At 44.9% G+C, this 23,354-nt stretch carries 27 protein-coding genes; 8 read left to right on the forward strand and 19 right to left on the reverse strand.

All coding sequences use genetic code 11. The features are described from left to right. The first annotated feature begins 34 nt into the window (after positions 1-34). On the forward strand, positions 35-865 hold the full coding sequence (locus AC1MEO_RS10640) for a squalene/phytoene synthase family protein (RefSeq protein ID WP_480330193.1): 831 nt from the start codon (positions 35-37) through the stop codon (positions 863-865). Between the two features lie 354 nt (positions 866-1,219). Continuing rightward, on the forward strand, positions 1,220-2,674 hold the full coding sequence (cls, locus tag AC1MEO_RS10645; RefSeq protein WP_480330195.1) for a cardiolipin synthase: 1,455 nt from the start codon (positions 1,220-1,222) through the stop codon (positions 2,672-2,674). Between the two features lie 100 nt (positions 2,675-2,774). Here cls and AC1MEO_RS10650 read toward each other — a convergent pair whose 3' ends face one another. From AC1MEO_RS10650 to AC1MEO_RS10670, 5 genes are all read right to left on the reverse strand, one after another. After that, positions 2,775-3,605, reverse strand: a complete 831-nt coding sequence (locus AC1MEO_RS10650) for a M15 family metallopeptidase (protein ID WP_480330197.1) — start codon at positions 3,603-3,605, stop codon at positions 2,775-2,777. A gap of 334 nt (positions 3,606-3,939) precedes the next feature. After that, positions 3,940-4,185, reverse strand: coding sequence for a hypothetical protein (locus AC1MEO_RS10655; protein WP_480330199.1), 246 nt, complete (start codon positions 4,183-4,185; stop codon positions 3,940-3,942). A 52-nt stretch (positions 4,186-4,237) separates the two neighbouring features. Next, positions 4,238-5,017, reverse strand: a complete 780-nt coding sequence (yidC, locus tag AC1MEO_RS10660; protein WP_480330201.1) for a membrane protein insertase YidC — start codon at positions 5,015-5,017, stop codon at positions 4,238-4,240. Positions 5,018-5,190: 173 nt separating this feature from the next. Further along, entirely contained in the window at positions 5,191-5,976 is a 786-nt protein-coding gene (locus AC1MEO_RS10665) for a helix-turn-helix domain-containing protein (protein ID WP_215100132.1), read from the reverse strand. A gap of 351 nt (positions 5,977-6,327) precedes the next feature. Further along, entirely contained in the window at positions 6,328-7,221 is an 894-nt protein-coding gene (locus AC1MEO_RS10670) for a diacylglycerol/lipid kinase family protein (RefSeq protein ID WP_480330203.1), read from the reverse strand. Positions 7,222-7,323: 102 nt separating this feature from the next. On the opposite strand from AC1MEO_RS10670, the gene AC1MEO_RS10675 reads away from it, so the two are divergent. Beyond that, complete coding sequence (locus AC1MEO_RS10675) at positions 7,324-8,451, forward strand: MFS transporter (RefSeq protein ID WP_480330205.1); 1,128 nt, start codon at positions 7,324-7,326, stop codon at positions 8,449-8,451. A 167-nt stretch (positions 8,452-8,618) separates the two neighbouring features. Here the strand turns inward: AC1MEO_RS10675 and AC1MEO_RS10680 are convergent, their stop codons facing one another. Both AC1MEO_RS10680 and AC1MEO_RS10685 read right to left on the reverse strand, forming a co-directional pair. Further along, positions 8,619-9,014: a hypothetical protein gene (locus AC1MEO_RS10680; protein ID WP_480330207.1), complete on the reverse strand. Its 396-nt coding sequence runs from the start codon at positions 9,012-9,014 to the stop codon at positions 8,619-8,621. Between the two features lie 93 nt (positions 9,015-9,107). Then, complete coding sequence (locus AC1MEO_RS10685) at positions 9,108-9,554, reverse strand: GNAT family N-acetyltransferase (RefSeq protein WP_480330209.1); 447 nt, start codon at positions 9,552-9,554, stop codon at positions 9,108-9,110. A 95-nt stretch (positions 9,555-9,649) separates the two neighbouring features. On the opposite strand from AC1MEO_RS10685, the gene AC1MEO_RS10690 reads away from it, so the two are divergent. After that, positions 9,650-10,141, forward strand: a complete 492-nt coding sequence (locus AC1MEO_RS10690) for an N-acetyltransferase family protein (RefSeq protein WP_480330211.1) — start codon at positions 9,650-9,652, stop codon at positions 10,139-10,141. Positions 10,142-10,225: 84 nt separating this feature from the next. Here AC1MEO_RS10690 and AC1MEO_RS10695 read toward each other — a convergent pair whose 3' ends face one another. The 6 genes from AC1MEO_RS10695 to mntR form a co-directional block, all read right to left on the reverse strand. After that, positions 10,226-10,813 (reverse strand): DUF4064 domain-containing protein, encoded by a 588-nt coding sequence (locus tag AC1MEO_RS10695; protein WP_480330213.1) that lies wholly within the window; start codon positions 10,811-10,813, stop codon positions 10,226-10,228. Between the two features lie 370 nt (positions 10,814-11,183). Continuing rightward, positions 11,184-11,465 carry a GNAT family N-acetyltransferase gene (locus AC1MEO_RS10700; RefSeq protein WP_480330215.1) on the reverse strand — a complete coding sequence of 94 codons (282 nt, stop codon included), beginning with the start codon at positions 11,463-11,465 and terminating at the stop codon, positions 11,184-11,186. A gap of 18 nt (positions 11,466-11,483) precedes the next feature. Then, positions 11,484-12,452, reverse strand: a complete 969-nt coding sequence (locus AC1MEO_RS10705) for a ring-cleaving dioxygenase (protein ID WP_480330217.1) — start codon at positions 12,450-12,452, stop codon at positions 11,484-11,486. Positions 12,453-12,583: 131 nt separating this feature from the next. Next, positions 12,584-13,471, reverse strand: a complete 888-nt coding sequence (locus tag AC1MEO_RS10710) for a DUF1002 domain-containing protein (RefSeq protein WP_480330219.1) — start codon at positions 13,469-13,471, stop codon at positions 12,584-12,586. A 53-nt stretch (positions 13,472-13,524) separates the two neighbouring features. Further along, positions 13,525-14,385 (reverse strand): CvfB family protein, encoded by an 861-nt coding sequence (locus tag AC1MEO_RS10715; RefSeq protein WP_480330221.1) that lies wholly within the window; start codon positions 14,383-14,385, stop codon positions 13,525-13,527. A gap of 22 nt (positions 14,386-14,407) precedes the next feature. Beyond that, positions 14,408-14,830 (reverse strand): transcriptional regulator MntR, encoded by a 423-nt coding sequence (mntR, locus tag AC1MEO_RS10720; RefSeq protein ID WP_480330223.1) that lies wholly within the window; start codon positions 14,828-14,830, stop codon positions 14,408-14,410. A gap of 175 nt (positions 14,831-15,005) precedes the next feature. On the opposite strand from mntR, the gene AC1MEO_RS10725 reads away from it, so the two are divergent. After that, positions 15,006-15,161, forward strand: a complete 156-nt coding sequence (locus AC1MEO_RS10725) for a lmo0937 family membrane protein (protein ID WP_146558271.1) — start codon at positions 15,006-15,008, stop codon at positions 15,159-15,161. 163 nt (positions 15,162-15,324) lie between these two features. Here AC1MEO_RS10725 and AC1MEO_RS10730 read toward each other — a convergent pair whose 3' ends face one another. Genes AC1MEO_RS10730 through AC1MEO_RS10740 form a run of 3 tightly spaced genes read right to left on the reverse strand, consistent with a single transcriptional unit; the run spans position 15,325 to position 18,883 of the window. Further along, the gene (locus tag AC1MEO_RS10730) at positions 15,325-16,443 is read right to left on the reverse strand and encodes a GNAT family N-acetyltransferase (protein WP_480330225.1); all 1,119 of its coding nucleotides are present in this window, start codon (positions 16,441-16,443) and stop codon (positions 15,325-15,327) included. A gap of 21 nt (positions 16,444-16,464) precedes the next feature. After that, a complete protein-coding gene (locus AC1MEO_RS10735) occupies positions 16,465-18,534 on the reverse strand; it encodes a heavy metal translocating P-type ATPase (RefSeq protein ID WP_480330227.1) in 2,070 nt (689 codons plus the stop codon). Continuing rightward, a complete protein-coding gene (locus AC1MEO_RS10740) occupies positions 18,527-18,883 on the reverse strand; it encodes an ArsR/SmtB family transcription factor (protein WP_480330229.1) in 357 nt (118 codons plus the stop codon). Before AC1MEO_RS10740 ends, AC1MEO_RS10735 begins: the two co-directional genes overlap by 8 nt. Before the next feature lie 247 nt (positions 18,884-19,130). On the opposite strand from AC1MEO_RS10740, the gene AC1MEO_RS10745 reads away from it, so the two are divergent. Together AC1MEO_RS10745 and AC1MEO_RS10750 are read left to right on the forward strand one after the other, a co-directional pair. After that, the gene (locus AC1MEO_RS10745) at positions 19,131-20,597 is read left to right on the forward strand and encodes a SulP family inorganic anion transporter (protein ID WP_480330231.1); all 1,467 of its coding nucleotides are present in this window, start codon (positions 19,131-19,133) and stop codon (positions 20,595-20,597) included. 11 nt (positions 20,598-20,608) lie between these two features. Continuing rightward, the gene (locus tag AC1MEO_RS10750) at positions 20,609-21,028 is read left to right on the forward strand and encodes a universal stress protein (protein WP_480330233.1); all 420 of its coding nucleotides are present in this window, start codon (positions 20,609-20,611) and stop codon (positions 21,026-21,028) included. A gap of 106 nt (positions 21,029-21,134) precedes the next feature. Here the strand turns inward: AC1MEO_RS10750 and AC1MEO_RS10755 are convergent, their stop codons facing one another. From AC1MEO_RS10755 to AC1MEO_RS10765, 3 genes are all read right to left on the reverse strand, one after another. Next, positions 21,135-21,467, reverse strand: a complete 333-nt coding sequence (locus tag AC1MEO_RS10755) for a fluoride efflux transporter FluC (protein ID WP_480330236.1) — start codon at positions 21,465-21,467, stop codon at positions 21,135-21,137. After that, positions 21,464-21,817, reverse strand: coding sequence for a fluoride efflux transporter FluC (locus AC1MEO_RS10760; RefSeq protein WP_480330238.1), 354 nt, complete (start codon positions 21,815-21,817; stop codon positions 21,464-21,466). The genes AC1MEO_RS10755 and AC1MEO_RS10760 overlap by 4 nt, the downstream gene beginning before the upstream one ends. A gap of 148 nt (positions 21,818-21,965) precedes the next feature. Then, positions 21,966-22,649, reverse strand: coding sequence for a hypothetical protein (locus tag AC1MEO_RS10765; RefSeq protein ID WP_480330240.1), 684 nt, complete (start codon positions 22,647-22,649; stop codon positions 21,966-21,968). A 250-nt stretch (positions 22,650-22,899) separates the two neighbouring features. Between AC1MEO_RS10765 and AC1MEO_RS10770 the strand changes: the two genes are divergently transcribed. Next, positions 22,900-23,259 (forward strand): hypothetical protein, encoded by a 360-nt coding sequence (locus tag AC1MEO_RS10770; protein ID WP_480330242.1) that lies wholly within the window; start codon positions 22,900-22,902, stop codon positions 23,257-23,259. Positions 23,260-23,354 lie beyond the last annotated feature (95 nt).

Here is a 23,354-nt window from a genome sequence, read left to right on the forward strand (position 1 = left end):
AATTAACGTCAATCCACAACAGGAGGAAATTGAGATGAGCAAAGTTTCGAATCTACAAAAAGAGTCCTTGCTAATGCTAAAAGAAACAAGCCGGACCTTTTTCATCCCAATCAGCTTTTTGGAACCCACTTTAAAGAAAACCGTCGGCTCTGCTTACCTTTGTATGCGGGCGATTGATGAAATTGAAGACCACCCAGAGCTGGAGGATCAGATAAAAATCAAGCTGCTGAGCAGCATTCAAGATATGCTGGCAACAGATTTTGACGAGGCACGCTATTTGGAACTCGTTACTCCCTACGAACAGTTTCTTCCTCCTGTCACGATGCGCTTAGCTGACTGGATTAGCGTATGCCCTGAAGACATAAAAGGAAAAGTCATGGAATCTACCGCCATCATGGCCGGTGGCATGTCCAAATGGGTCGAAAAGGATTGGGTTATCAAGACGAAAGAAGATCTGGACGAATATACGTATTACGTAGCCGGTCTCGTGGGCACCATGCTCTCAGACATCTGGCATTGGTATGACGGCACTGAAACCGACCCCGATCATGCCATCGCTTTCGGCCGCGGACTGCAGGCAGTCAACATGCTGCGCAATTACGACGAAGACTTTGAGCGGGGTGTAACCTTCGTGCCAGAAGGCTGGACGCGTGAAGACATGTTTAACTATGCCAAAAACAATTTGGCAAAAGCCGACCTGTATGTTAAACCGATTAAAAACAAACGCATATTGATGTTCTGTAAAGTTCCTTTGGCTCTAGCCCACAGCACATTGAAAGCATTAAAGTCCGGTAAAGAAAAGATGAGCCGCCAGGAAGTGGAAGGCATCGTTGAACAATTAAAACAAGAAGAACGCTTAAGTTAAAGTTTTCCGGCCTTGATTTTACAAAGAGGCCGGATTTTTTTGAATTCTGTATTTTGCTTGCATAATATAGGGAATCCTTTCTATTTATGTTAGTTTCTTCTTTCTATTTTCCAGGTAGTCGGTACTTGCGCTATAATGTGTTGAAGGTATGATTTTAAACCTTTTATATTCCACTGACCCACTCTCAAAACCACATATCCCAGTTTTTCCATTGACGTTTTTAGACAAACGATTTTTAAAAACTGATGCATCTGCGGATCGACAAGAGCTATGCCGATAGTAACTGCGGAAACGGGGAGAAGTTAGCCTTTAGTTCGACTCGTAATAGAAGATTTATAAGTTAGGAGCATTCCGATGACTGTAACCTTTTTAAGTGTTTTTACAGCCGCAATTTTCATATTCAACATTGCGCTTGCAGCGGCTCTGGTTTTTCTTGAAAGACGAGATGCCTCTTCTACTTGGGCCTGGCTATTGGTCTTGTTTTTCATTCCTATTTTCGGATTCTTTATTTACCTTCTTTTGGGGAGGCAATTGCGCAAAAAAACACTCTTCAAATGGGAAGGCAGCAGACGGGTCGGTATTGAAAGCCGGATTGCCCATCAGATGGATGAATTGAATGAAGGCAGGTTTGAATTCAAGGATCCCAATGCAAAAAACTATACGGACCTGGTTTATCTTCATCTCCGTAATAATGGCGCTTTGCTGACTCAGGATAATAGCGTTCAGATTTTTAATGACGGACGAAAAAAATTCGACTCACTTATTCAAGACATTGAAAATGCCACGCACCACATTCATATGCAGTATTATATTTTCCGTTTGGATGAACTGGGTACACGAATTGTGGATGCTTTGACCATCAAAGCAAAAGAAGGCATTAAGGTCCGATTGCTATATGATGATATGGGCTCCAGAAGATTGAGCAAACGGCACTTCAAAGCTCTTATGGAGGCAGGCGGAGAAGTTGAAACCTTCTTTCCTTCGATTATGCCAATCATTAATCCGCGGCTGAACTACCGAAATCACCGGAAAATCGTTGTAATTGATGGAGAAGTGGGTTATATCGGCGGCTTTAACGTCGGTGATGAGTACATTGGACTGAGCCGAAAATTCGGCTATTGGCGGGATACTCATCTGCGCCTCGAAGGCAGTGCCCTTCACCCTTTGCAGACACGCTTTATCCGGGACTGGAACCAGGCTTCCACTCGCCATGATATTGAATATGACGAGTCCTTCTTCCCCATCAAGCAGGGAAAAGGAAATACTTCCATGCAAATCGTTTCCAGCGGACCCGATGAGGAATGGGAGCAGATCAAGGATGGTTACTTAAAGCTGATTAACTTAGCTAAAGAGTATATTTACATACAGACCCCTTATTTTATACCGGATGCCAGTTTTTACGATGCGATACGCATCGCAGCTTTATCGGGCATCGACGTGCGTATCATGATTCCCAACAAGCCTGATCATCCATTCGTTTATTGGGCTACCTATTCATATGTCGGCCAGATGTTAAGGGCGGGAGCCCGTGTCTTCATCTACGACAACGGATTTTTACACACGAAGATGATTGTCACAGATAATAAGGCATCCACGGTCGGCACTGCCAACATTGATGTCAGAAGCTTTAAGTTGAATTTTGAAGTGAACGCTTTTATTTACGATGAAAAAGTATCCACTGATCTCGCTGAACTGTTTCACCGGGACATGAAACTTTCGACCGAATTGACTTATACGATGTATTTGGACCGCACGCGTATGATCAAAACCAAAGAATCCATCGCCCGTCTGCTGGCACCTATTCTGTGATGAAAATCACCTTCCTTTTCAAATAGTGCGTCAACTCTCTGCCTGCTATTTCTGCCCATAGAAAAACGTCTCCGAAATAAAAACGGAGACGTTTTTTATTTTACTGAACCCCTAAATACTGTTCCAGTGTAATGCCTTTTTGATGAATATCTGCCGCAACATCTTTTCCGACATATCGGAAATGCCAGGACTCGTGCATATAGCCTGTAATTTGTTCACTGCCTTCCGGGTAGCGCAGGATAAATCCATATGCATGCGCATTGGCCGCCAGCCATTTGCCGCCTTCAGTCTCACCAAAAGACGCGGAAGCCCAGTGGTGCTCTTTACCAGCTTCGCCGATATCAAACGCGAGGCCTGTCTGATGCTCTGAGTAGCCGGGGCGTGCACTGTATCGATCTGCTGCTGCCTGGCCGTCTTTCGCTGTATAGCCTTCGTATAATTGCTTTTGCCGCGCAAAATCACGATAGGTACTGAATGCTGTGAGGTCGAGGCCTGCTTCCGCTGCCGCCGCTTTCATGGATTCAAAAGCTGTGCGCGCTTCCGGTACTTCTCCCGGAGCGTATGTTGCCGGCAATGGGTGCTGTTTATTCGCCAGCAACACACCGTTGATCAAGGTCGGCTCTGCGGGCAAAGTGCTGTCTGCAGGATAAATGGTCGCATCCGTTTTTTCTTCAACTGCCGGCTCTTCTTCCTCTGGTATTTCTGTTTCTTCAGGTTCAACAGGTATCGCAGCTTCTTCTTTTGGCGCTTCTGTAGCAGGCTCTTCGATTGCCACCGACTCCGCCAACGCTTTCATGCTTTGTTCGACATCCCAGTCATGTATATAAAACCACATTGCTGCTAAAGCAGCCATAATTGCTGACAAACTGATCACCATCCATTTTATATAGAACTTTTTATCTTTTTGTTTTCCTTCATTTATAAACTTCATGCCAGGCCTTCCTTCTGTCAACTTCTTTATTATTCTATCATTCTTATCGATGAATTTCCTCCTTAACAAGCCGCGTTTTTTCTATGCTTTTTCTCCACCTTAAAACTTGAAGACGATTCCAGGAACAAAGCAGCCTTACGACCCCCACAAATCTGAGGCTTATTACGAAAGAATAGTATAAATTATAAGGAGATGGAAACATTGGATCGAATATCGGAATGTGATATCCAGGCATTAATGAATCGACTGGATACACTATTGGAAGAGCGAATGAAAGAAAAATACGAATATATAAAAACAGCGCAATCTCACTAATGAGATCGCGCTGTTTTTTCTATATCAATATAGTTGCTAACACAACAAAAAACAAGATGCCAAACATAATGCTCATACCAAGCATCCACTTGGCTTCCCGGTGCATGCCCTGAGCCTTCATGTGGCGGTACCGGAAGCTGTTCGTCAGAACGAACAGTAAAGTCATAAACAGTACTGCTACTTCCAGGTAGCCGAATATCAGGCATGTCAATGCAGTAATACTCAGAAGTGCAATTCCTATTCCCTGCAGAAGTTTCATATTCATGTGAATATCCCCCAAAAAAGAAAGCCGGCAATGGTTGCCGGCTCTTTCCATATTATTTTTTCTCTTCTACTGCTTCAAGTGCTTTTTCCGGATGGTTTGAATAGAATTTACGGCCAATGAAAGTCTGGATGATCAACAGAATCCCTCCGACTGCCCAATAAACCGGTAAAGCTGCCATCGATGTGAATGAGATGAACATGATCATGATCGGAGAAATGTAAACAAACAGTTTCATCTGTTTTTGCTGCTGTTCAGGCATTGTCCATAACGATACTTTTGCCTGGAAGAAGTAAACTGCTCCCGCAATCAAGGTCATGACAACATCTGGTGAACCGAGGTTAAACCATAAGAATTCATGCGCACGAACGTCTGGTGAGTAGAGAATCGCAAAATAAAGACCCATGATGATCGGCATTTGGATAACGACCGGCAGACAGCCCATGTTCAGAGGATTTACTTCGTGTTTCTTATAAAGCCCCATCATTTCCTGCTGCAGTTTCATCTGTTCTTCTTTGTCTTTTGTTTCTTTCAAACGCTTTTGGATATCTTCCATTTCTGGACGCATTTTATCCATCTTCACTTTCATGCCTTGCTGGCGTTTATATGTGCGCAGCATGAAAGGCATTAATACCAAACGGATGATGATCGTAATGACAACGATCGCCATACCGTAGCTGCCGCCAAACAAATTCCCTAAATAATCCAATGAAAAATCAAATGGTTTAACAAAAATGGAATAAAAGAATCCTTCCTTGTTTTCAACAGCCGAACAACCACTCAAAAGAACAACGGCTAATGCCATCATCATCAATAATGTAATTTTCTTTTTCAAATTAGTCACCTTCACCTTTTTCAACTACTAAGAAGTATAACGATAAGCGCTGCAAAATTCAATCCATGTACTGAACACTGTTGGATTTTTTAAGTTTTGTGACAAAATTACGGCATCCGTTTTGCTGGGTTGGGATGAATAGTAAGCAAGAAAAAAAGGAGAATTGCTTCTCCTTACTTGGCATTTGGTAATGTATAGCGGAAATACGGTATGTGTTGGCTGTCACGAAATTGCTTTGGCGTGACCGCAGTATATTTTTTGAAAATTCGTGTGAAATAACTTTGGTTGCAAAAATGGAACTGCTTCGAAATGTCTGAAATCCCTTTATCGGAGTGGCGAAGATAGTATTGGGACTCTTCAACACGGCGGACATTCAAATATTCAACAAGGGTAATGCCTGCATGTTCTCTGAAGATGCGGGACAGGTGGCTTGTCGAAATATTGAAATGCTTGGCAATTTCCTCGACGGATAAATCGCGCTCTACTTCATCATTGATGTAGATAACCACTTTATTGACCGTTTGATGTCCGAAAGAAGGCTGCTTGCGTTCAGAAATGATCGACACAAAGAACTCGATCAGTTCATCGGCTACAAACATGAATTCAGAGTCATTCATATGCTTGTCCACTAATTCCACACAAGCTGAATTGAAGGCAAATGCTTTTTTGGGCGGTACACGCATTTCATAAAGTTTGCGCGCCATAACCGAAGACAAGATGATGTAATAGTTGCGGATAGAACGGATGATGTCTTTTTCCGACCGAAGTGAGAGCATGTCGATCAATTCTCTCAAAGTCTCTTTTGCACGCTCTTTTTCAAGATGATGAATCTCGTACATTAGTTGTGTTTCAATTTCAAAAAATTTATCCAACCCTTCAATTTGGTTTAAACTTTCTGTTTCATTCATAAAAATTTTTGAAATAGTTTCTTGAATAGATGGTGCTGTAATTATATTCATCGTTTCCCCGTCTTTCTTTGTACAAGTTTTTGCAGCATTTCCTCAACTATATACTGTAGCACCGCAAAATAATAGAGTTATGCTTCTGTTTTTGTAATTTTTTTGTGTAATTTGCTCTAGTAACCAAATACTTTTCTTATGCCATCAGTAACATTTTAATACAAATTTTATACTATACATAACGAAATCGCCTAAAAAAGGTTTCATTTTTACTTCATAAAACTCAATTTTAACAGGAATCCAAAACAAACCATAGAAATAAGATAGTTTGTTTTGAATTCCTGTTTGGCAGTCGAGTGGATTTCAGCTTTTAGCCGCCTAAAATCCACTCCATATAATATTTCACTATTATTATTCTTTGTCCGGTGGGACAAGTGCACGGATATGGCGAGGTAGAATTTCAATGACAAAAGGTGTCATACAGCCTTCATCCCCATCTATATTGCAGGCCAACGGTTCGTTGGTCTTAATAGATACTTTGGTCGTATGAACCGCTTCCACTGCCGGATCTTCTTCCAGCTTGCCTCTTATTACCGAAGTCGCAATACGGATAAAAGCAGGCAAGGCCGCATTCTTCACAATATATAGATGCAGCAGACCATCATCTGTCAGGGCTTCCGGCGCTAATTTCTCAAAACCGCCTACTGAATTTGTTAAAGCGACCAAAACCAGTTTTGCTTCTCCGGACCATACCCCATGGTCATGTTCAATTTCAAAATGGGTTTCTGTATCCGCTGTAATAGCTTTTATGCCTTCAATAAAATAGGCCAATGATCCTAATCTGGTTTTCTTTTCCGGATCCACATCATAGGTGGATTCCGCAATATCCCCGATGGCCAATATGTTCATGAAGAAATGCTTTCCGACTTTGGCAATATCCACACGCTTTTCATAGCCGGTTTTGAGTGCCTCAATGGCTTCCTGCGGATTTAGGGAAATTCCTAAAGCCCGTGCAAAATCATTGACGGTGCCCAGTGGAATCAATGAAAACAAAGGCTCGTGTGGTTGTTCTGCAAGTCCGGACACGGCCTCGTTGATTGTGCCATCGCCACCCATCGCTACCACGAAATCGTATTTCTTCTCACAGGCCTCAGCTGCAAAATGGGTCGCATCTTTTGCCTTTTCCGTTTCTCTTGTGTCAACTTCATAGCCCATTGAAGCGAGCGTTTCTTCTACTTGTCCACGGTACTCCGAAGCGCGTTCTTTTCCGGAAGATGGATTCAATATAAACATAGCTTTTTTCATCATCAGACCTCCGATGGTATAATACAACTATAGTGATTTTCATCCTGGTATCGGGATGAACAAATCTGCAAAGGTAAGTTGTTTAAGAAAGTAGGAATCGCCTTGCGAATTTTCATTTATGTTATTATCTTTTTTGCTTTTTTTGACTTATTCGCCCAGCTGCCCATCATGAGCACCTATGCGGTGTCTTTGGGTGCCACTCCTTTTATCGCCGGATTGGCAGTCGGCATGTATTCGCTGTCGAATACCTTCGGGAACGTCATTTCCGGTATTTTTTCAGATCGAAAAGGGCCGTTCGCAATTTTAGTCATCGGCTTATTGGCCACCAGCTTCACCTTATTTACCTATTCTTCAATCGATGGTCCGTATAGTCTGCTGGCTGTACGGTTTATCCATGGCCTCGCAGCCGGCCTGACAGTTCCTGCCGCTTTCACTTACCTGGCCAATCGAACAGAATCCGCCAAACGCGGCAAAGGGGCCGCTTTATCAGGCGCTTTTGTCGGGCTCGCAGCAATTCTTGGACCGGCCTATGGCGCAATTTATACAAGCCGCAACGATGTTCCACAGACCATGTTCCTTACCGGCACGCTGATTCTGCTGATTGGGATTGCCGCATTTTTCATATTACGGCAAACTGCCATAAAGAAAAAAAAAGCTGCCAAAGACGCAGTTTCCTTCAACGATATCTTACAGAACAGCGGCTTGATTCGCTCTTTTACTGGCGCTTTTTTCTTGATGTTTTCACAGGGAGTCCTGGCTTATATGCTGCCCCTTAAAGTTGAAGAACTCGGTTTTGATTCCCAGCTCAGCGGTTTGCTGTTGAGCACCTTCGGAATCTCGGCCATTTTGGTGTTCCTGCTTCCCATCAATCGGATTTTTGATGCCGCTAAACCCATCTATACCTTAATTGCCGGATTTGCAGTCATGGGAGCTTCACTATTCTTCCTGAGTGCTGTATCGACTGAGTTGCTGCTATATGCCAGCATGTGCACCTATGGACTGGGCTTCGCATTGCTGTTCCCATCGATAAATTCCATACTGATCGATTCAACCGGCCCTTCTTCCCGAGGTCGTGCTTATGGATATTTTTACGCCTTTTTTTCCATCGGTGTCGTAGCCGGTTCCAGCATTACGGGAGCTTTTGCCTTGAGCCCTAATGAAGGATTCATCGTCAGCGGCTTTTTGTTATTGGTTATCGCTTTGCTTAATGTACTGACAGTTAAAAAATAGTAGGCAGTAAAAAGGATGGTCCGGGACCATCCTTTTTCTTATCCCGCTTTAACGGGCAGCAAGACTCCCGCTTCTACAAGCGGGAGATCCACTGACCGTAAAAGTCCGATTGGATCAACTAACAATCAGTGGGGGATGAAGAATCCCCCACTGATTGAAGTTTCTCTTTATAAATTATCGGTGCTGATTTTGTTTTCAGGAGCAGCTGAATCTGTGTTTTCAGCTTTTTCTTTGCTGACATCGTTTGATGACAGTTTAACGTCGCCACGCTTTTCGTTGTCCAGCTTTTTTTGCTCCTGTTCATTATAATATTGGACACTTGCTGATGCGCCGCCTTCGGAAACCATTTTTTCTTCACGTTTTTCTGTAGTGCTTTTCGTGTCGGCATTTTTTGAAGCCGGTTTGCCTTCTTTATCCAGGTTTTGTGATTCCATGTAAGAATTCACCTTCACTTTCGTATCATTGAACGCTTTCGTAGCTTTTTCACGATTTTCAGGATTCTTGAAATATGCGTATGCTCCAGCAGCTAATCCTGCTAATAAGAGACCTCTTCCTCTTGCCATTTGCAGCACTCCTTCATCAATTTATATACTATTCATTATTTACCCTATTCTCCATAAAGCTAATCCTTTATTTATATGTCAAAAGTATTACATTTACTTGTAGATCAGTTTCATATCTACATGCGGAATTCCATCTTCATCATAGCTGTCCGAGATAGGTTGGAATCCGAAAGATTGGTAAAACTCCTGCAAATACACTTGTCCCTGCAATTGAATGGCTTGAGCCTGCCACTCCCCTGCAATATATTCGATGCTTCGCTCCAGCAGCTGCTTTGCCAAGCCGCGCCCTCTGGCATCATCCCGTACAATAACCCTGCCAATGGAAGGCAATTCATATTTGACGCCCGCAGGAACCAGCCGCGCATAGGCCAATACTTCACCATTTTCACGGTAAAGCAGATGAATGGACTGTTGATCTAAGTTATCCAACTCCGGGTAAGCACAATTTTGTTCAACCACAAATACATCTACCCGCAGCTTCAGCACGCCATATAATTCCCTTGCTGTAAAATCGTCGAAACGATAAGTCTTCCAGTCCATATCTGACACACTCCTTTTGTTTCTATTATTCCACATTAGTGGCTATTGGGCTCTTTTTTTGATATGATTGCAGAAAGAATTTCAGAGGTGATTGCATGATTCGTACTGGTACATCCGCAGATATTGCATCTGTTCAGGAAATTGCCAAAGTTAGTTGGAATGATACGTACGCTGGAATCATTCCCTCTACAGTCCAAGAAAGTTTTTTAGATAAATCATATTCTACTCCTATGATGGAGATGCGTTTAAAAAGAACGATCATATTGCTTGCAGAACATGAAGGACAGCCCATCGGTTTCGCCAATTTCACGAAAGTGGATGAAGATGGGGATGCCGAGCTTATTGCAATCTACATGAAACCCGAATTTCAACGCTCGGGCTATGGCAAGCAATTATTGAACAGCGGCCTCAGCTATCTGCTCAACGGCAACCAGCTATTTGTCTATGTCGAAAGCGAAAACAAAAAAGGCCGTAATTTCTATGAAGCGAACGGCTTTGAGCTGCTCGAGGAATTTGAAGAATTATTCGAAGGCCACCCACTGCAGACCGCCAAATATGTCTACCACTTGAAAACAGCAGCCTTATAGGCGGCTGTTTTTTACAGACTCCATAAAAGAGACGTCCAAGGAAATTCCAGCCTGGACGTCTCTTTTTTGGTGCATGTGTCTTCTTTACAGCGGACGGTAAGGAGTATCATCGTCATTACTGCGGGTTGTTGTGTCATCGCGGCGCACTTCATCCTCACGGCGCACGGACTCTTCTTTCCGGCGCAGCTGATCTTCCTGATACTTGAAATCATCATCGCGCATATTTTGATTGCTTTGTATACGCGGTTTGCGGACAAAACACATGATTGCAGCGATATAGAATAGAATGGAAGTTAATGATAACAGCCCTGCAAACAAACCAGCTACGATAAAGAGGACACCGGCAATGGATGCTTTTTCTGTTTTGCGGAGATTAACTAAAGCAACAATTGCTAAAATTGTACTGAGCGCCAATAACGCAATCAGCACCCATCCCACTACACCAAAGCTAGTCGACATCATATCCATGACCATCTGCGCTTCTTCTGGAGTTGAAAATTCCGGATCTGACATAATCTCCTCTTCGATAAATTGCTGGAATTCTGGAGTGCCCTGAACGTTCGAGTAACTCGCCATTGCAAAACCGATTAAAGCAATCGCTAAAATATTAAAGACAATTCCAATAATGCCGAGCACTTTTTCTCCTGCTCTACTCACTGTTTCCTGATTCATTCAATCCACCTCTTCCTTTAGTTTCTTTTAAGTATACGTATGGATAGCGTTTCGGTTGCTTAATACTTCTGTTCCCCTAATAAAATTAATAAAACCTGTTTAAAATGACGAGGACCGGGTATTTTATTATTAACAAAGATTTGAAAGGAGTTCTATAAAATGGAAAAAAACCTAATTTTTAGTCAAGCAGATTTCATGTACGGTGTTGGTGGAGCTTCGATTTTAACAGCTATCGTTTTCTTTATGACCAGCATTTAAAGTGGAGGGAACAAATGGATAACTACATAATCGATAACTAGCAAAAGCAATCCACTCTAATTGATAGCGGATTGCTTTTTGTGTGTTCACTTATTGGGTTGGTGCGAGTTTTCTATATTTTGACGTCATCATATTCTTTGTAGCGGTCAAAAGCCGTTACTGCATAAGAACAGACCGGTTCCATTTTATAGCTGTGTTCACGTGCATAGTCTGCTGCACGGTCCAAAAGCTTCTTGGCAATTCCCTGATTGCGCATTGATTCATCGACAAAGGTATGTTCGATGACCATGACATCAGCCAGTTCTGTCCACGTAATCTCTGCTTTTGTCGCACCTTCTTCTTCAAGTCGGTACGCAAATTCGTCACTGCCCAATTCAATTAATTTGAAATCCATCTTTTATTCTCCTCCTATTCACTGATTGATGCTCAACGGACGAAGAGATGCTTCGATCTGAGTGCGTTTCGGCTCTAAAAATGGCGGCAGCGCCAACTTTTCCCCTAAACTATCCATCGGTTCATCCGTTGCAAATCCCGGTTCGTCTGTTGATAATTCAAAAAGAATCCCATTAGGTTCCCGGAAATAAATTGCCTTAAAGTAATAACGGTCGACTTCCCCAGAAGTCACAAATCCATTCGAACGCAAATGCTCATTCCATTTGCTGTACTCTTCGAACGTTTTTACTCGGAACGCAACGTGATGGACACTTCCTCTGCCTGGACGTTCTGGCGGAAGATCCGAACGCTCCTCTAAGTGTATTTCGCCAGCGGGACCACCTTTTCCTGTCGAAAAGACCAAAATATCTTTTTGCCCTTCTACAGTAGATGGATATTCCCCTATTTTTTCAAATCCCATAATCTCCGTTAAAACAGCGGCTGTCTTGTCACTTTTCCGGATCGTCAGGCGGACATGCCCCAATCCGACAAGCGCAAACTCTTCCGGGATACCAGCTTTGGTCCATGGTATTCCATATTCAATGCCACTGCCGTCATCAGCAACAAGCATCAATCGGGAGCCTTCGAAATCCTGGAACGTCAAAGTCGAACGGTTGAAACGCTGTTCGATTTCCCCGTGTGGAACTTCAAATTCATCAAAGCGTTTGATCCAATAATCCAATGCTTTTTCGTTTTTCACCCGGAATGCAGTGTTGCTGATGCTCGAAACACCAGGATGCGTCCGTCCCGCCATCGGGATATCAAAATACGTCATGTCAGTGCCCGGAGTTCCGACTGCATCCGCGTAAAACAGATGATAAGAAGATGGATTGTCTTGATTGACGCTTTTTTTCACTAAGCGCATCCCCAATATCCGCGTGAAAAAATCATGATTGGCATCGGCATTGGCCGTCAAAGCTGAAACATGGTGAATTCCTTCTAGTTTCATATGAGTTCCTCCTATTTATCTTGAATTCGAGATATTAACTCCATATTATCATTGTCTTTTAGTGGGCACAAGCCATTAAACTCCAATAAAAAAACAAGCAAACCCTGAATTCCAAGGTTTGCTTGTTCCAATTAATTCATCCAGCCGCGTACTGTATCGGCAATATTTCTGAAGAATTTTTTCACACTTTCCCAAAACCCTTCATCGTTGACGATGGTGCCGATTTTGTCTTCGATGGTCTTACTCAAGTCTTCCAATTGCGTTGACCATTGTGAGAAATCGATATCAAGCTGACGGATGCGGTCCATCAAATCAACCAACAATTGACGGTCTTCCGGGCTTAATTCAATTTGAAGCTTGTTCAATTGCTCTTCGACGATCTGTTCCACTTCTTCACGCGTTGCCGGATTTTTCTCGGCAATCTGTTTTTTGATTTCAGTTAACAGCTCACTGACTTTGGCATCTTCCACGCCGCCGTCTGCAAGTTCAGTGGCAACGGTCAGTTCGTCATTTGCGACATCCGTGCGCTCCGGATCCAGTTGTTCGCCGTTCACTTCATAGGCTTTGTAGATTCCTACGAGCGCAGAATGGCCGGTTACCGCTTTGGGTGCAGCCACTTCAACCGTAGCGTTTTCAATCCCAGCAGTCAGCATGGCGTTGGCGTACATTTCAGACGTCACCTGTGTGATATTATCAGGCGTTACGATTTCAATGACCAGTCCGTTGCCCTCATCTTTACGGGTGATTTTAGCGGATGAATACATATTGGCGCGAGAATCGCCATCTTTGATGTAATTGACCAAATCCTGGCCCGTCACTTCAATTTCTTCCACGTCCACTTCTCCCGCAACATCCAGGCTTTCAGCAACAGAAGCTTTTTCATCAGCTGACAGGTTGCCTCCGTAAACGACGATTGGCAGGCCGAACTTTTCATTGATGCCGACATTTGCCGAACTGTAGGATGGCAGGATAACAGACAAAGTAAACAGTAATGCTATGGCAGTGAGTAATTTTTTCATTTTTTATTGCCCCTTTCTTCAAATTAATACGAAATTAATCTGAAAAGGTTCCTTTACTTCGTCGACTTGGTCCATCCTTCTTCCTGGATGATCTGACGGTTCTTATACAATTTGCCGAGCGCACGCTTGAAAGCGGCCTTGCTCATGCCGAAGATTTCCTGGATTTCGTCCGGTGAAGATTTATCGGTGAACGGCATCTTGCCGCCCGATTCTTCGAGATAGCGCATGATTTCATCCGCGTCGTCTGACAAACGCTCCTGTTTTCTCGGAAGCAACGAACCGTTTAGAGTACCATCGTCTTTGACATCGATGATGCGGACGGTTTTTTCTTCACCAAGGCGTGGTTCTTCATGGCGTTCTGTTTCGTGAATGAAGATCCGGTACATGTCAGGCACTGACAGCATGAAAGTACCAACCGGCAACAGGCGGTAAGCGCGCGCCTGCACATTTTGGTTAAAGAGGTTTTCCGGTGCGGGCTGCATCAATTCCAGAACCTTTTCTTCTGTTGCAAGGCGTCCGTACAAGTCGCCGTGGCGATCCGTACGAAGCGTCATGAAAATATGGTCTCCTTGTTTTGGCCATAGCTCCATGATTTGCGGAAGGTCAGCCGGCAGCAGGTAAACTTCGCGTGTCGTGCCGATATCAACCACTGCGCCTTCGCGCGGCGACACTTTCAACACTTTTGCCCAGCCATACTCGCTTGGCAGGATATGGGGAATCATCGGTGTTGCTGAAACGCCTCCCTGACGGTTACGGTAAAGGAAAACTTCAATTTCTTCACCAATTTCCTGGCCTTCTTCTATTTCTGATGCGTTCATCATTACTTCGTCTCCTGAACCATCCGATAAAATCCATTGCGATGTCGAACGGTCTTTCACTTGTAATGTCGCTTTTAATCCTGGGTGTAAAGCCATAATGAGTTCCTCCTACTTTTTCTTAACTTTCTTTTCTTTCTTTTTTCATCTGTTCCAGCTTTTCCGTAAAATCCGGGTGTTCTTCCAGCAGTTGGACCAAATCGGCAATCCGATCGATTGAATTCCAGCTCAAATGATGCTCGATTCCTTCAACGTCCACGTAGATCCGTTCTTCATCCACACCGATCAACCGAAGAAATTCCTCGAGCAAGCCATGCCGTTCCAATAGCCGCTTGCCCAGCTTCTGGCCTTTAGGCGTCAACACAAGGCCTCTATAGCGTTCGTATATCAAATAGCCGTCTTTATCCAGCTTCTGTACCATCTTGGTGACAGAAGAAGGCAATACTGATAAGGCCTCTGCGATATCCGACACACGCGCATAGCCCTTTTGCTCAATTAATGAATAAATGATTTCAATATGGTCTTCCATACTTGGAGTAGGCAAAATTCGTTCCTCCCTCACGTAGCTATGTTCAGTTTACTATACCGCCATCATTGAAACAACTGGACTTAGGCGTCCTGATAACAGTCCGTTTTTTCAGAAAGGTTTAAGCTCACAATGCTCGGGGTACTTATTACTATAAACAAAATAGTTATTTTTGAAAGGGCAGGTGAAAAACATGGGACGCATTCTTTGGATTATCTTAGCAGTTATTATCGTAGTATGGCTTATCGGATTCTTAATGGACGTAGCAGGCGGACTAATACACATCCTTCTTATTATTGCTGCAATCGTACTAGTTATCAACTTAGTGACTGGACGTAAGGGCGTATAGCCATAGCATTCGATGAAGAAATACAGGATTGCCCCGAAAGTCATGATAAATGACTTCGGGGCAATTTTTTTGTCTGCTACATATCCGTTTAATATGAAAAGCAGGAAGAGGAAATCGATGATTTCCTCTTCCTGCTTTTTTAGTACTCATGGAAAAAGCCTTTTTACTGTTTGATTTTAGCATAAACACAGGTATCCCGGAGCTTGTTGCCCAACCGGGAAACTGTATCATTGCGCAAAATACCTTCCAACTCGAATTTGAGGCGGTTGGCAACTGCACGGCTGCGGACATTGTCCGGATCACAGCGAATTTCGACGCGATTGGCCTCAAGCTCCTCAAAAGCAAAGCGCGTGATGCGTTCCACCGCTTCTGTGGCATATCCTTTGCCTTCATAGCGGCTGTCGATCCAATAGCCGATTTCGAACTTGCGCACTTCCCAGTCAATCCGGTGAAGCCCTGTAGAACCGATGAATTGCCCTGTGTCCTTCAGAAAGAAATGCAGCCGCAAATCCTTGCGCAGCATAAAATCAGCCTCTGCCTCAATTAATGTCGCCTCTGTTTTTGCAAGATCGGGCTTGTGCTGAGCAAATGGCAGCCATGGCCGAAATGCTTCCAGGGAATGCAAAACAGCCTCATAACTGGCTTGTGCATCTTCTCTTCTTGCTCCCCGTATCAGCAGCCGCTCCGACTCGAATTCTTCCGGAAAATCGAGCAATACCGGATTGAAAGGAAGTTCATTCGTTACTGTTGCGCCATCGTCCCACAGAACGGGTGTGGTGATTCCCGCCTGCCAGTCTTCACGTGTCATGCCATAGGTAACCGCATCGTAATACCGATTTTCCCGCGGAGAAAACCAGGCCTGGCGCAAATGGGCTTCTTTGACAAAGCCGGTCCGTTCGAAAGCTTTGCGCATCGCAAAATTATCATGGCGCGTATTGCCTTCCAGCCGAATTTTCTTCTCCGGCAGCGAAAAGACGAAATCAGCGACCATTTTCAATGCTTTTGGCCCATAGCCCTTGCTGCGGTAAGGATCCGCAATCCGCAAATCGAAAAGCGGGATATCATCCTGCAAATCAAAGATTTTCACTAATCCCACCTGCTGGCCTTCGTCGTTTTCAATCCAGAAAGTTGTCACCTGATCTGATTTATAGCCACCTTCTTCAATTGTTTTCTCAATCAAAGCCCGCACTGGGTGTTCATGGCCATGAAACGGCCATGAATTTGTTGTCATAAAATGAATCAGCTGTTCCTGCTCTTCCATTGTCCATTCTGTTAACTTCAACCTAAAACCCCCAAACTTGCCTTACTTCTGAACTTTTACAAGACGCAATGCATTCATGATCACCAACAGCGTAGCACCCATATCTGCGAAAATCGCAATCCATAGGGTCAACCAGCCTGGAATGATCAATAGCAATGCGATGATCTTGAGCCCTAACGCAAAGACGATATTTTCTTTTATTATACGCAATGTCTTTCGGCTGAGTCGAATCGTATAAGGAAGTTTCTCCAAATCATCCGCCATCAAGGCGATATCCGCCGTTTCCAACGCGGCGTCTGTCCCCGCTCCGCCCATTGCGATGCCGATGCTTGACGCAGCCAGCGCCGGCGCATCATTAATGCCATCGCCGACCATAGCGACTCGGCCATATTGTTTTTGCAGGTCTTTGATGGCTGCTAATTTATCTTCCGGCATCAACCCTGCACGGACATCGGTTACGCCGATTTCTGCTGCAATGGCCTTGGCCGTAGCTGGATGGTCTCCGGTCAGCATGATGGTCTGGCTGATGCCCATCGCTTTCAACTTCTGAATGATTGAAGGGCTTTCTGTGCGGATGGCATCCGCTACTGCGATGATGCCCATCAGCCCCGTTTCTGAAAATACAGCGGTGACTGACTTCCCACTCTCTTGCAGTTTACGCGCTTTGTCCGGAATACGTAAGCCCTTTTCTTCCGCCCAGTTTAGGCTGCCGACGTAAATGAGTTCTTCATTGACTGTCGCATAAGCACCTTTTCCGGTAACCGAATTGAAGTTTTCAGAAGCATAGACACTTGTTGCTTCTTTCGAGATGGCTCTGGCTAGAGGATGCTGCGACATGGTTTCGACAGACGCTGCCAGTTTCAGCAGTTCTTCGTCTGTAACCGTCCCTTCTGCAAGGACATCCGTCACTTCAGGATAGCCTTTGGTCAGTGTGCCCGTTTTGTCAAAAGCCACCACATTGATGCGGCCCGTTTCTTCCAGGTGAACTCCACCTTTAATGAGGACACCTTGGCGCGCGGCATTGCCGATGGCTGTGACAATGGCAACCGGCGTCGACACGACGAGCGCACATGGGCAACCTACGACGAGGACGGCCAAGCCCTGGTAAACCCATAGTTCCCAGTTGCCGGTTACAAAGCCTGGGACCAAGACCACAAAAAAGGCGATGGCGATGATTGCTGGCGTATAATATTTGGCAAACTGGTCGATGAATTTCTGGGTTGGCGCTTTTTCAGCCTGGGCCTCTTCCACAAGATGGATGATCTTGGCGATGGTGGTGTCTTCGACGCGTTTCGTGACGGTGACTTCCAGTGCCCCCTCCTCGTTCATGGTACCCGCAAAAACTTCATCTCCGACAGTTTTCACTGCAGGAATCGACTCTCCGGTAATCGCTGCCTGGTTGACGGCGGACTGCCCGCGAAGGACTGTGCCGTCCATGGCGATTTTTTGTCCCGGTTTGACGATCAGTATGTCTCCAATCCGGATGTCTTCCGTATCCATTTCGGCTAATTCCCCGCCCCGTTGAATCAACGCCCTTGCCGGAGCCAAATCCATCAAGCTGCGGATCGACTGGCGTGCCTTGTTCATAGAGAAAGACTCCAATGCTTCGCTGACCGCGAAGAGAAATACGACTACAGCCCCTTCACGCCATTCGCCGATGATGACAGCTCCGATAATGGCGATGGTCATCAATGTTTTCATGTCGAACTGGAGCGTGCTGAGGTTTTTCAGCCCTGTCCAGAACATATGGTAGCCGCCTATTGCCATTGACCCGCCAAACAGCGCGATGGACCAAGGATGCGTTTCGCCAATTTGGAACGAAACGATGATTCCGGCTATCAATAGCAGCAGTGAAAGAGCTGTCTCTATCGTCTGGCGCCGTTGATAGAAAGGAACGTGTTTCACTCTTTCTTTTTCAGGATGGACGCGGATGTGATCGAAAGCTCCGGCTTTTTCAAGCGCTTCAATCGTTACATTGCCATCGACCGTCAATTTGGAAGCACCGAAATTTAGATTGACATTTTTTATATTGGGCAGTTCTCGGACATTTTTCTCAAATTTAGCCGCACAGCTGGTGCAGGATAAATTCTCAAGACGATAAGTTTTAACCATTTTCCACACCTTCTTTCGTGTGTTCGTGAGCGATTGTCACCAATTGGCGAACATGGTCGTCAGACAAGGAATAATAGATTTGTTTCCCTTTACGCTCGGACTTTGCCAGTGAACGCTCCCGCAGATACCGTAAATGATGGGAAGCTGTTGCTGTGGAAGATCCGATGACTGCGGCGATATCGCAGACACACATCTCTTCTTCTATGGTTAAGGCATAGGCAATGTTCAATCTGGTTTCATCGGCCAGCGCTTTAAACAGGTTTGCCACCTCACTCAAATCGGTCATGCTCTTCTGTACACGATCGACCGCTTCGGGATGGACTTTCGTCACTTCACATACTTCTTTCATGCCGGCACCTCTTTCATTCAAATAAGGATTTGATTGTTAACTCTAGTATATCTCCCTTGGCAATAACAGTCAAACGAACATTTGAATGAAGTGTATTTACATCAATAAAAAAAGGTGCTACAGTTTTAAAGTTATTATTTGAAAGCTTCGGTCCTCATGTATCTGTTGAACCGGAAAAAGCAGCCGGTGCATGGAATAATCCTCAATTAAAAATGAGTTCAATTAATATAGAAGGAAGTGGAGTTTTTTGAATACCGTTACTTATAAAGAACAATGGTTCGGCAATATCCGCGGGGATATTCTGGCTGGCATTGTAGTGGCTCTCGCACTTATCCCGGAAGCGATCGCTTTTTCCATCATTGCCGGAGTCGATCCGATGGTCGGACTGTACGCTTCGTTTTCCATTGCCGTCATCATTTCCTTTGTCGGCGGCCGCCCAGCCATGATTTCAGCAGCGACTGGTGCCATGGCACTGGCTATGGTATTGCTGGTGCGAGACCATGGATTGGATTATTTACTCGCGGCGACCGTTTTGACGGGTGTGCTGCAACTGATATTCGGACTGTTGAAAGTTGCCCGCTTCATGAAGTTCATTCCGCGGGCTGTCATGATCGGCTTTGTCAATTCACTGGCCATCCTGATTTTCATGGCACAAGTGCCATTCATTTTTGGAATCAATGCCATGACCTATGTATTTGTCGGAATCACGTTGGCGATCGTCTATATTTTGCCACGCTTTTTCACAGCTATACCGGCTCCCTTGATCGCCATCCTGGTATTAACAGGAGTCGTCATGTACAGCGGAATGGATATGCAGAATGTCGGCAGCCTGGGTACGATTTCACAAACCTTGCCGAGTTTCTTTATTCCGAATGTACCGTTCAACTTTGAAACTCTGCAGATCATTTTCCCGACCGCACTGGCTTTGTCCATCATCGGCTTGCTGGAGTCCTTATTGACGGCATCGATACTTGACGATGCAACTGAGACCGGGTCCGATAAAAACCAGGAAGCGCGCGGCCAGGGAATCGCCAACATCGTCACTGGATTTTTTGGCGGCATGGCAGGCTGCGCGATGATTGGCCAGTCCGGCATCAATGTCCGTTCCGGCGGCCGAGGGCGTTTATCCACCTTTACCGCCGGCGTCTTCCTGATGTTCCTGATTATCGTCCTCGGCAATTGGGTCGTCCAAATACCGATGCCGGTCTTAGCCGGAATCATGGTCATGGTCTGCATCGGCACTTTTGATTGGGGTTCGTTCAAATACTTGGCAACAGCTCCGAAATCGGATGCCATCGTCATGCTGCTGACTGTTGTCGTTGTCGTCTACACCCATGATTTATCCAAAGGCGTTTTTGCCGGCGTCATTTTAAGCACTATCCTGTTTGCTGCCAAGATTTCCAAAGTCGAGGTCCGCAAAGAAGGATTGGAGTCCAATGCGTCGAATAGGTATACCATACATGGACAATTATTTTTCGCATCTTCCCAGGACTTTGTATCCGCATTCGATAAAGTGGAAGCTTCTGAAGGAGTTATCCTGGATTTTTCAGACGCCACTGTCTGGGACGATTCAGGCGTAGGTGCCATTGACCGGGTCATGAACAAACTGCAGGCGCAAGGCCAAACCGTTGAAATTACCGGTTTGAACGCCTCCAGCCAAAAGCTCGTCGACAAATTAGCGACATATGGCAATGCAGGCAAGAGCACACATTAAGGAGGATGCGTATGTACGAGAAAATTTTAGTTGCGGCTGATGGCTCCGACCATTCAAAGCGGGCTGCTCACGAAGCGGTCAAAATGGCCCAAGCCAACCCACAAGCTTTCATCACTTTGCTGTATGTCATCGATTACGAAAAAGCACGAACCGAAATCCTGCATGGCCAAAGCAGTGATGAAGTCCACTTGGAACGCAGAAAGCACTTAATGCCGCTCGAAGAAATCTTCCGTTCTGCCGGCGTTGATTTTGAAACCAAAACGCTGCACGGCGTTCCGGGACCGACCATCGTCAAGCATGCCAATGAAACCGGCTATGATGTCGTGTTGATCGGCAGCCGCGGTTTGAATGCACTCCAGGAAATGGTGCTCGGCAGCGTCAGCCATAAAGTGGCCAAACGTGTCCAAGCACCTGTCATCATCGTTAAATAAATCCAGCCGCTCTTCGTGAATCTGCGAAGAGCGGCTGTTTTTTAGTTTATTTTCGATTTGTGGGCGTTCGCAAAAAAACTGCAGCCAACGCAGCCCTTTCCAAAATTTATTGCATCCAAATATAGCCCAGACTGAACAGGACGATTCCACTGGCTAAAGTGGCAAAAACGTAAGCGGCAGCCCGTAGCCATCTACCGTCTTCCAGGTCTTTGACAACGTCCAAAGCCATCGTCGAAAACGTTGTGAAGGCCCCAAGAAAACCGGTGATCCAGAAAGCGGACAAGCTGCCGCTGCCGACAAACATTCCAAGCACTAATGAACCAAGGCTGTTGACCAGCCAGGTTGCGGCTTTCGGCTGCCACGCCTTGCTTTCAATCAACAAGTAAAACAAGTAGCGCGTGACCGCTCCCAAAAATCCGCCAATCGCAATGCCGATCATGGCCGCACCCCTTTCCGACCAATCCACAGCCCTGCTCCGGCTGACGCAATACAAGCAACTGTCATGCTGATGGCAAATGCCAAGCCCAGCCAAATGGATGACTCCAGGTAATGGAACCAGTCAGCAGAAAATGCGGAAAACGTCGTAAACGACCCCAACAGGCCGGTCGACACCAATAACCGCAGTTCTGCCGATTGGCGGCTCAAGCGAACTGCTGCGACGCCGATTAGAAAACTGCCAGCTATATTGACGACCCAAAGCCCAAGCCCTGCTGCGACCGCCATATAGATCCCTGCCCGCAAAAGCGAGCCGATCATTCCGCCAAACCCTACTGCCAGTATCCGTTTCATTGCACACGCCCCGTATCTGTTTTTCCTCAGTATAACTTATTAAAAAGAAACATGTTTACTTCCGATAATCCTTCATATTTAAACTCATAAAAACCTTGGCTAAACGCTTAAGAAATTAACGCCTAGTGACCCTTTGCACTTGTAAGTGTCAGTACAGTCCCGTGCCACTCAATTGCACCAGGGTTTTAATGATGTACCTTTTTCCAAGCTCCTCATCATCAAAATTCTTTCCGTCGAATGTCTGGCCTCTCTCGCTGAAAAAAGTGTGCCATTTGCCGTCTTTCTTGTAATAATGGAAGCCTTCAATTAGCATATCGTCGCGTGTCGAGCCACTTTGCGGAAGACCATGATTCAATGCATAGGCATACACTTCATCCATGCTTACTGTAAAAACTTCCGAGTATTTACGAATTCTCATATCTTTCACACCCAGTGTTTCACAAGCAAATTGTAAGGCGTTACCAAAGAGCAATATTTGCATTTGAGTTTCTTTATCAACTAAAGCTTTGCCTTTCTTTTTTGGCGCTTCCTCGATCCAATTGCGTTCAGGTAAGGCACTTTTCATGAACAAGACTCGTAAGTGTTCAATCGCTTCATTCTGAGTAGAAAACACCGTAAAAGGATATGGCATTTCTCCTTCTTCTTTCCATACCGCCCATTGACCGTCAAGAAGCTCTGTCGCAAACCAACAGTCATCCGCTTGCGTAAAGAAAATGGCAGTTGTATTTTCTTGAGCTTCCTTCCATGTTTTATAACCTAATAATGATGCGAAATCAGTTGCTGATAGCCCGTAATCTCTAGAAAATAATTTCTTAAAAATTTTTCCAAGCATTCTAAAAGCCCTCATTTCATTTTTGTGCTTTTTGCATTAATTACGAAGGAGAATGTCCAAGTACAAATAATTACAAATGAAATTGGGACAATTAACATGCGCGACTTGAACTATGTGGGTCTCATTAAGCTTATAGGAGTGGATCCCGTTATGGTACTGTGTACTTATCAATGAAAGTCCCTATTTTGAACAACCAATTTAACGAAATACATGAATACTTACATCAACAGAGCTTTAAAGGAGGATCATGATGAACTTATTTTCGAAATTCAGTGAAGCGAGCGTTAAAAAATTCACGAATAAGAAGTTGTATGAGCGACTGACACGACTGAACAATGAAAAGACACCGGATTTGAAGGCAATAACGCTAATTCAAGCCGAAATTGCTCAGCGAGATCCAGCAGAATATGAATTGGGGAAAATCGAAGCAGAAGTGGAAAAGTCCCACCGACATGCCGTTATGGAGACTACTGACATCCTCTACCTGGAAATCAAGTATAACGAGGACTATCTCGCCAAGCCCGAATCCGAAACGGACCCATACGAGCGCAAGCTTCGATCCGCCCAACTTGAAATGATTCAGAAAGAATTAGGCCGTCGGACAATTTAGGGCACTGGCTTAACGAAGATAAAGACACTGGCTCAAGAAGCACCTGGCCTTAAAAGATAAGTATTCCATTTGGAACTTAAGGACGCGCTTAATTC

It is taken from the genome of Planococcus sp. BI3 (genome assembly GCF_056680115.1).

What these genes read in the sequence shown, in the direction of transcription:
- AC1MEO_RS10715 (WP_480330221.1), bottom strand. Translation starts at nt 14,385, where the DNA reads ATGGCTTTACACCCAGGATTAAAAGCGACATTACAAGTGAAAGACCGT.
- AC1MEO_RS10680 (WP_480330207.1), bottom strand. Translation starts at nt 9,014, where the DNA reads ATGGCAAGAGGAAGAGGTCTCTTATTAGCAGGATTAGCTGCTGGAGCA.
- AC1MEO_RS10655 (WP_480330199.1), bottom strand. Translation starts at nt 4,185, where the DNA reads ATGAATATGAAACTTCTGCAGGGAATAGGAATTGCACTTCTGAGTATT.
- AC1MEO_RS10670 (WP_480330203.1), bottom strand. Translation starts at nt 7,221, where the DNA reads ATGAAAAAAGCTATGTTTATATTGAATCCATCTTCCGGAAAAGAACGC.
- AC1MEO_RS10765 (WP_480330240.1), bottom strand. Translation starts at nt 22,649, where the DNA reads ATGCTTGGAAAAATTTTTAAGAAATTATTTTCTAGAGATTACGGGCTA.
- AC1MEO_RS10705 (WP_480330217.1), bottom strand. Translation starts at nt 12,452, where the DNA reads ATGAAACTAGAAGGAATTCACCATGTTTCAGCTTTGACGGCCAATGCC.
- cls (WP_480330195.1), top strand. Translation starts at nt 1,220, where the DNA reads ATGACTGTAACCTTTTTAAGTGTTTTTACAGCCGCAATTTTCATATTC.
- AC1MEO_RS10740 (WP_480330229.1), bottom strand. Translation starts at nt 18,883, where the DNA reads ATGAAAGAAGTATGTGAAGTGACGAAAGTCCATCCCGAAGCGGTCGAT.
- AC1MEO_RS10710 (WP_480330219.1), bottom strand. Translation starts at nt 13,471, where the DNA reads ATGAAAAAATTACTCACTGCCATAGCATTACTGTTTACTTTGTCTGTT.
- AC1MEO_RS10665 (WP_215100132.1), bottom strand. Translation starts at nt 5,976, where the DNA reads ATGAATATAATTACAGCACCATCTATTCAAGAAACTATTTCAAAAATT.
- AC1MEO_RS10695 (WP_480330213.1), bottom strand. Translation starts at nt 10,813, where the DNA reads ATGAATCAGGAAACAGTGAGTAGAGCAGGAGAAAAAGTGCTCGGCATT.
- AC1MEO_RS10755 (WP_480330236.1), bottom strand. Translation starts at nt 21,467, where the DNA reads ATGATCGGCATTGCGATTGGCGGATTTTTGGGAGCGGTCACGCGCTAC.
- AC1MEO_RS10690 (WP_480330211.1), top strand. Translation starts at nt 9,650, where the DNA reads ATGATTCGTACTGGTACATCCGCAGATATTGCATCTGTTCAGGAAATT.
- AC1MEO_RS10750 (WP_480330233.1), top strand. Translation starts at nt 20,609, where the DNA reads ATGTACGAGAAAATTTTAGTTGCGGCTGATGGCTCCGACCATTCAAAG.
- AC1MEO_RS10640 (WP_480330193.1), top strand. Translation starts at nt 35, where the DNA reads ATGAGCAAAGTTTCGAATCTACAAAAAGAGTCCTTGCTAATGCTAAAA.
- AC1MEO_RS10725 (WP_146558271.1), top strand. Translation starts at nt 15,006, where the DNA reads ATGGGACGCATTCTTTGGATTATCTTAGCAGTTATTATCGTAGTATGG.
- AC1MEO_RS10650 (WP_480330197.1), bottom strand. Translation starts at nt 3,605, where the DNA reads ATGAAGTTTATAAATGAAGGAAAACAAAAAGATAAAAAGTTCTATATA.
- AC1MEO_RS10770 (WP_480330242.1), top strand. Translation starts at nt 22,900, where the DNA reads ATGAACTTATTTTCGAAATTCAGTGAAGCGAGCGTTAAAAAATTCACG.
- AC1MEO_RS10685 (WP_480330209.1), bottom strand. Translation starts at nt 9,554, where the DNA reads ATGGACTGGAAGACTTATCGTTTCGACGATTTTACAGCAAGGGAATTA.
- AC1MEO_RS10700 (WP_480330215.1), bottom strand. Translation starts at nt 11,465, where the DNA reads ATGGATTTCAAATTAATTGAATTGGGCAGTGACGAATTTGCGTACCGA.
- AC1MEO_RS10735 (WP_480330227.1), bottom strand. Translation starts at nt 18,534, where the DNA reads ATGGTTAAAACTTATCGTCTTGAGAATTTATCCTGCACCAGCTGTGCG.
- AC1MEO_RS10760 (WP_480330238.1), bottom strand. Translation starts at nt 21,817, where the DNA reads ATGAAACGGATACTGGCAGTAGGGTTTGGCGGAATGATCGGCTCGCTT.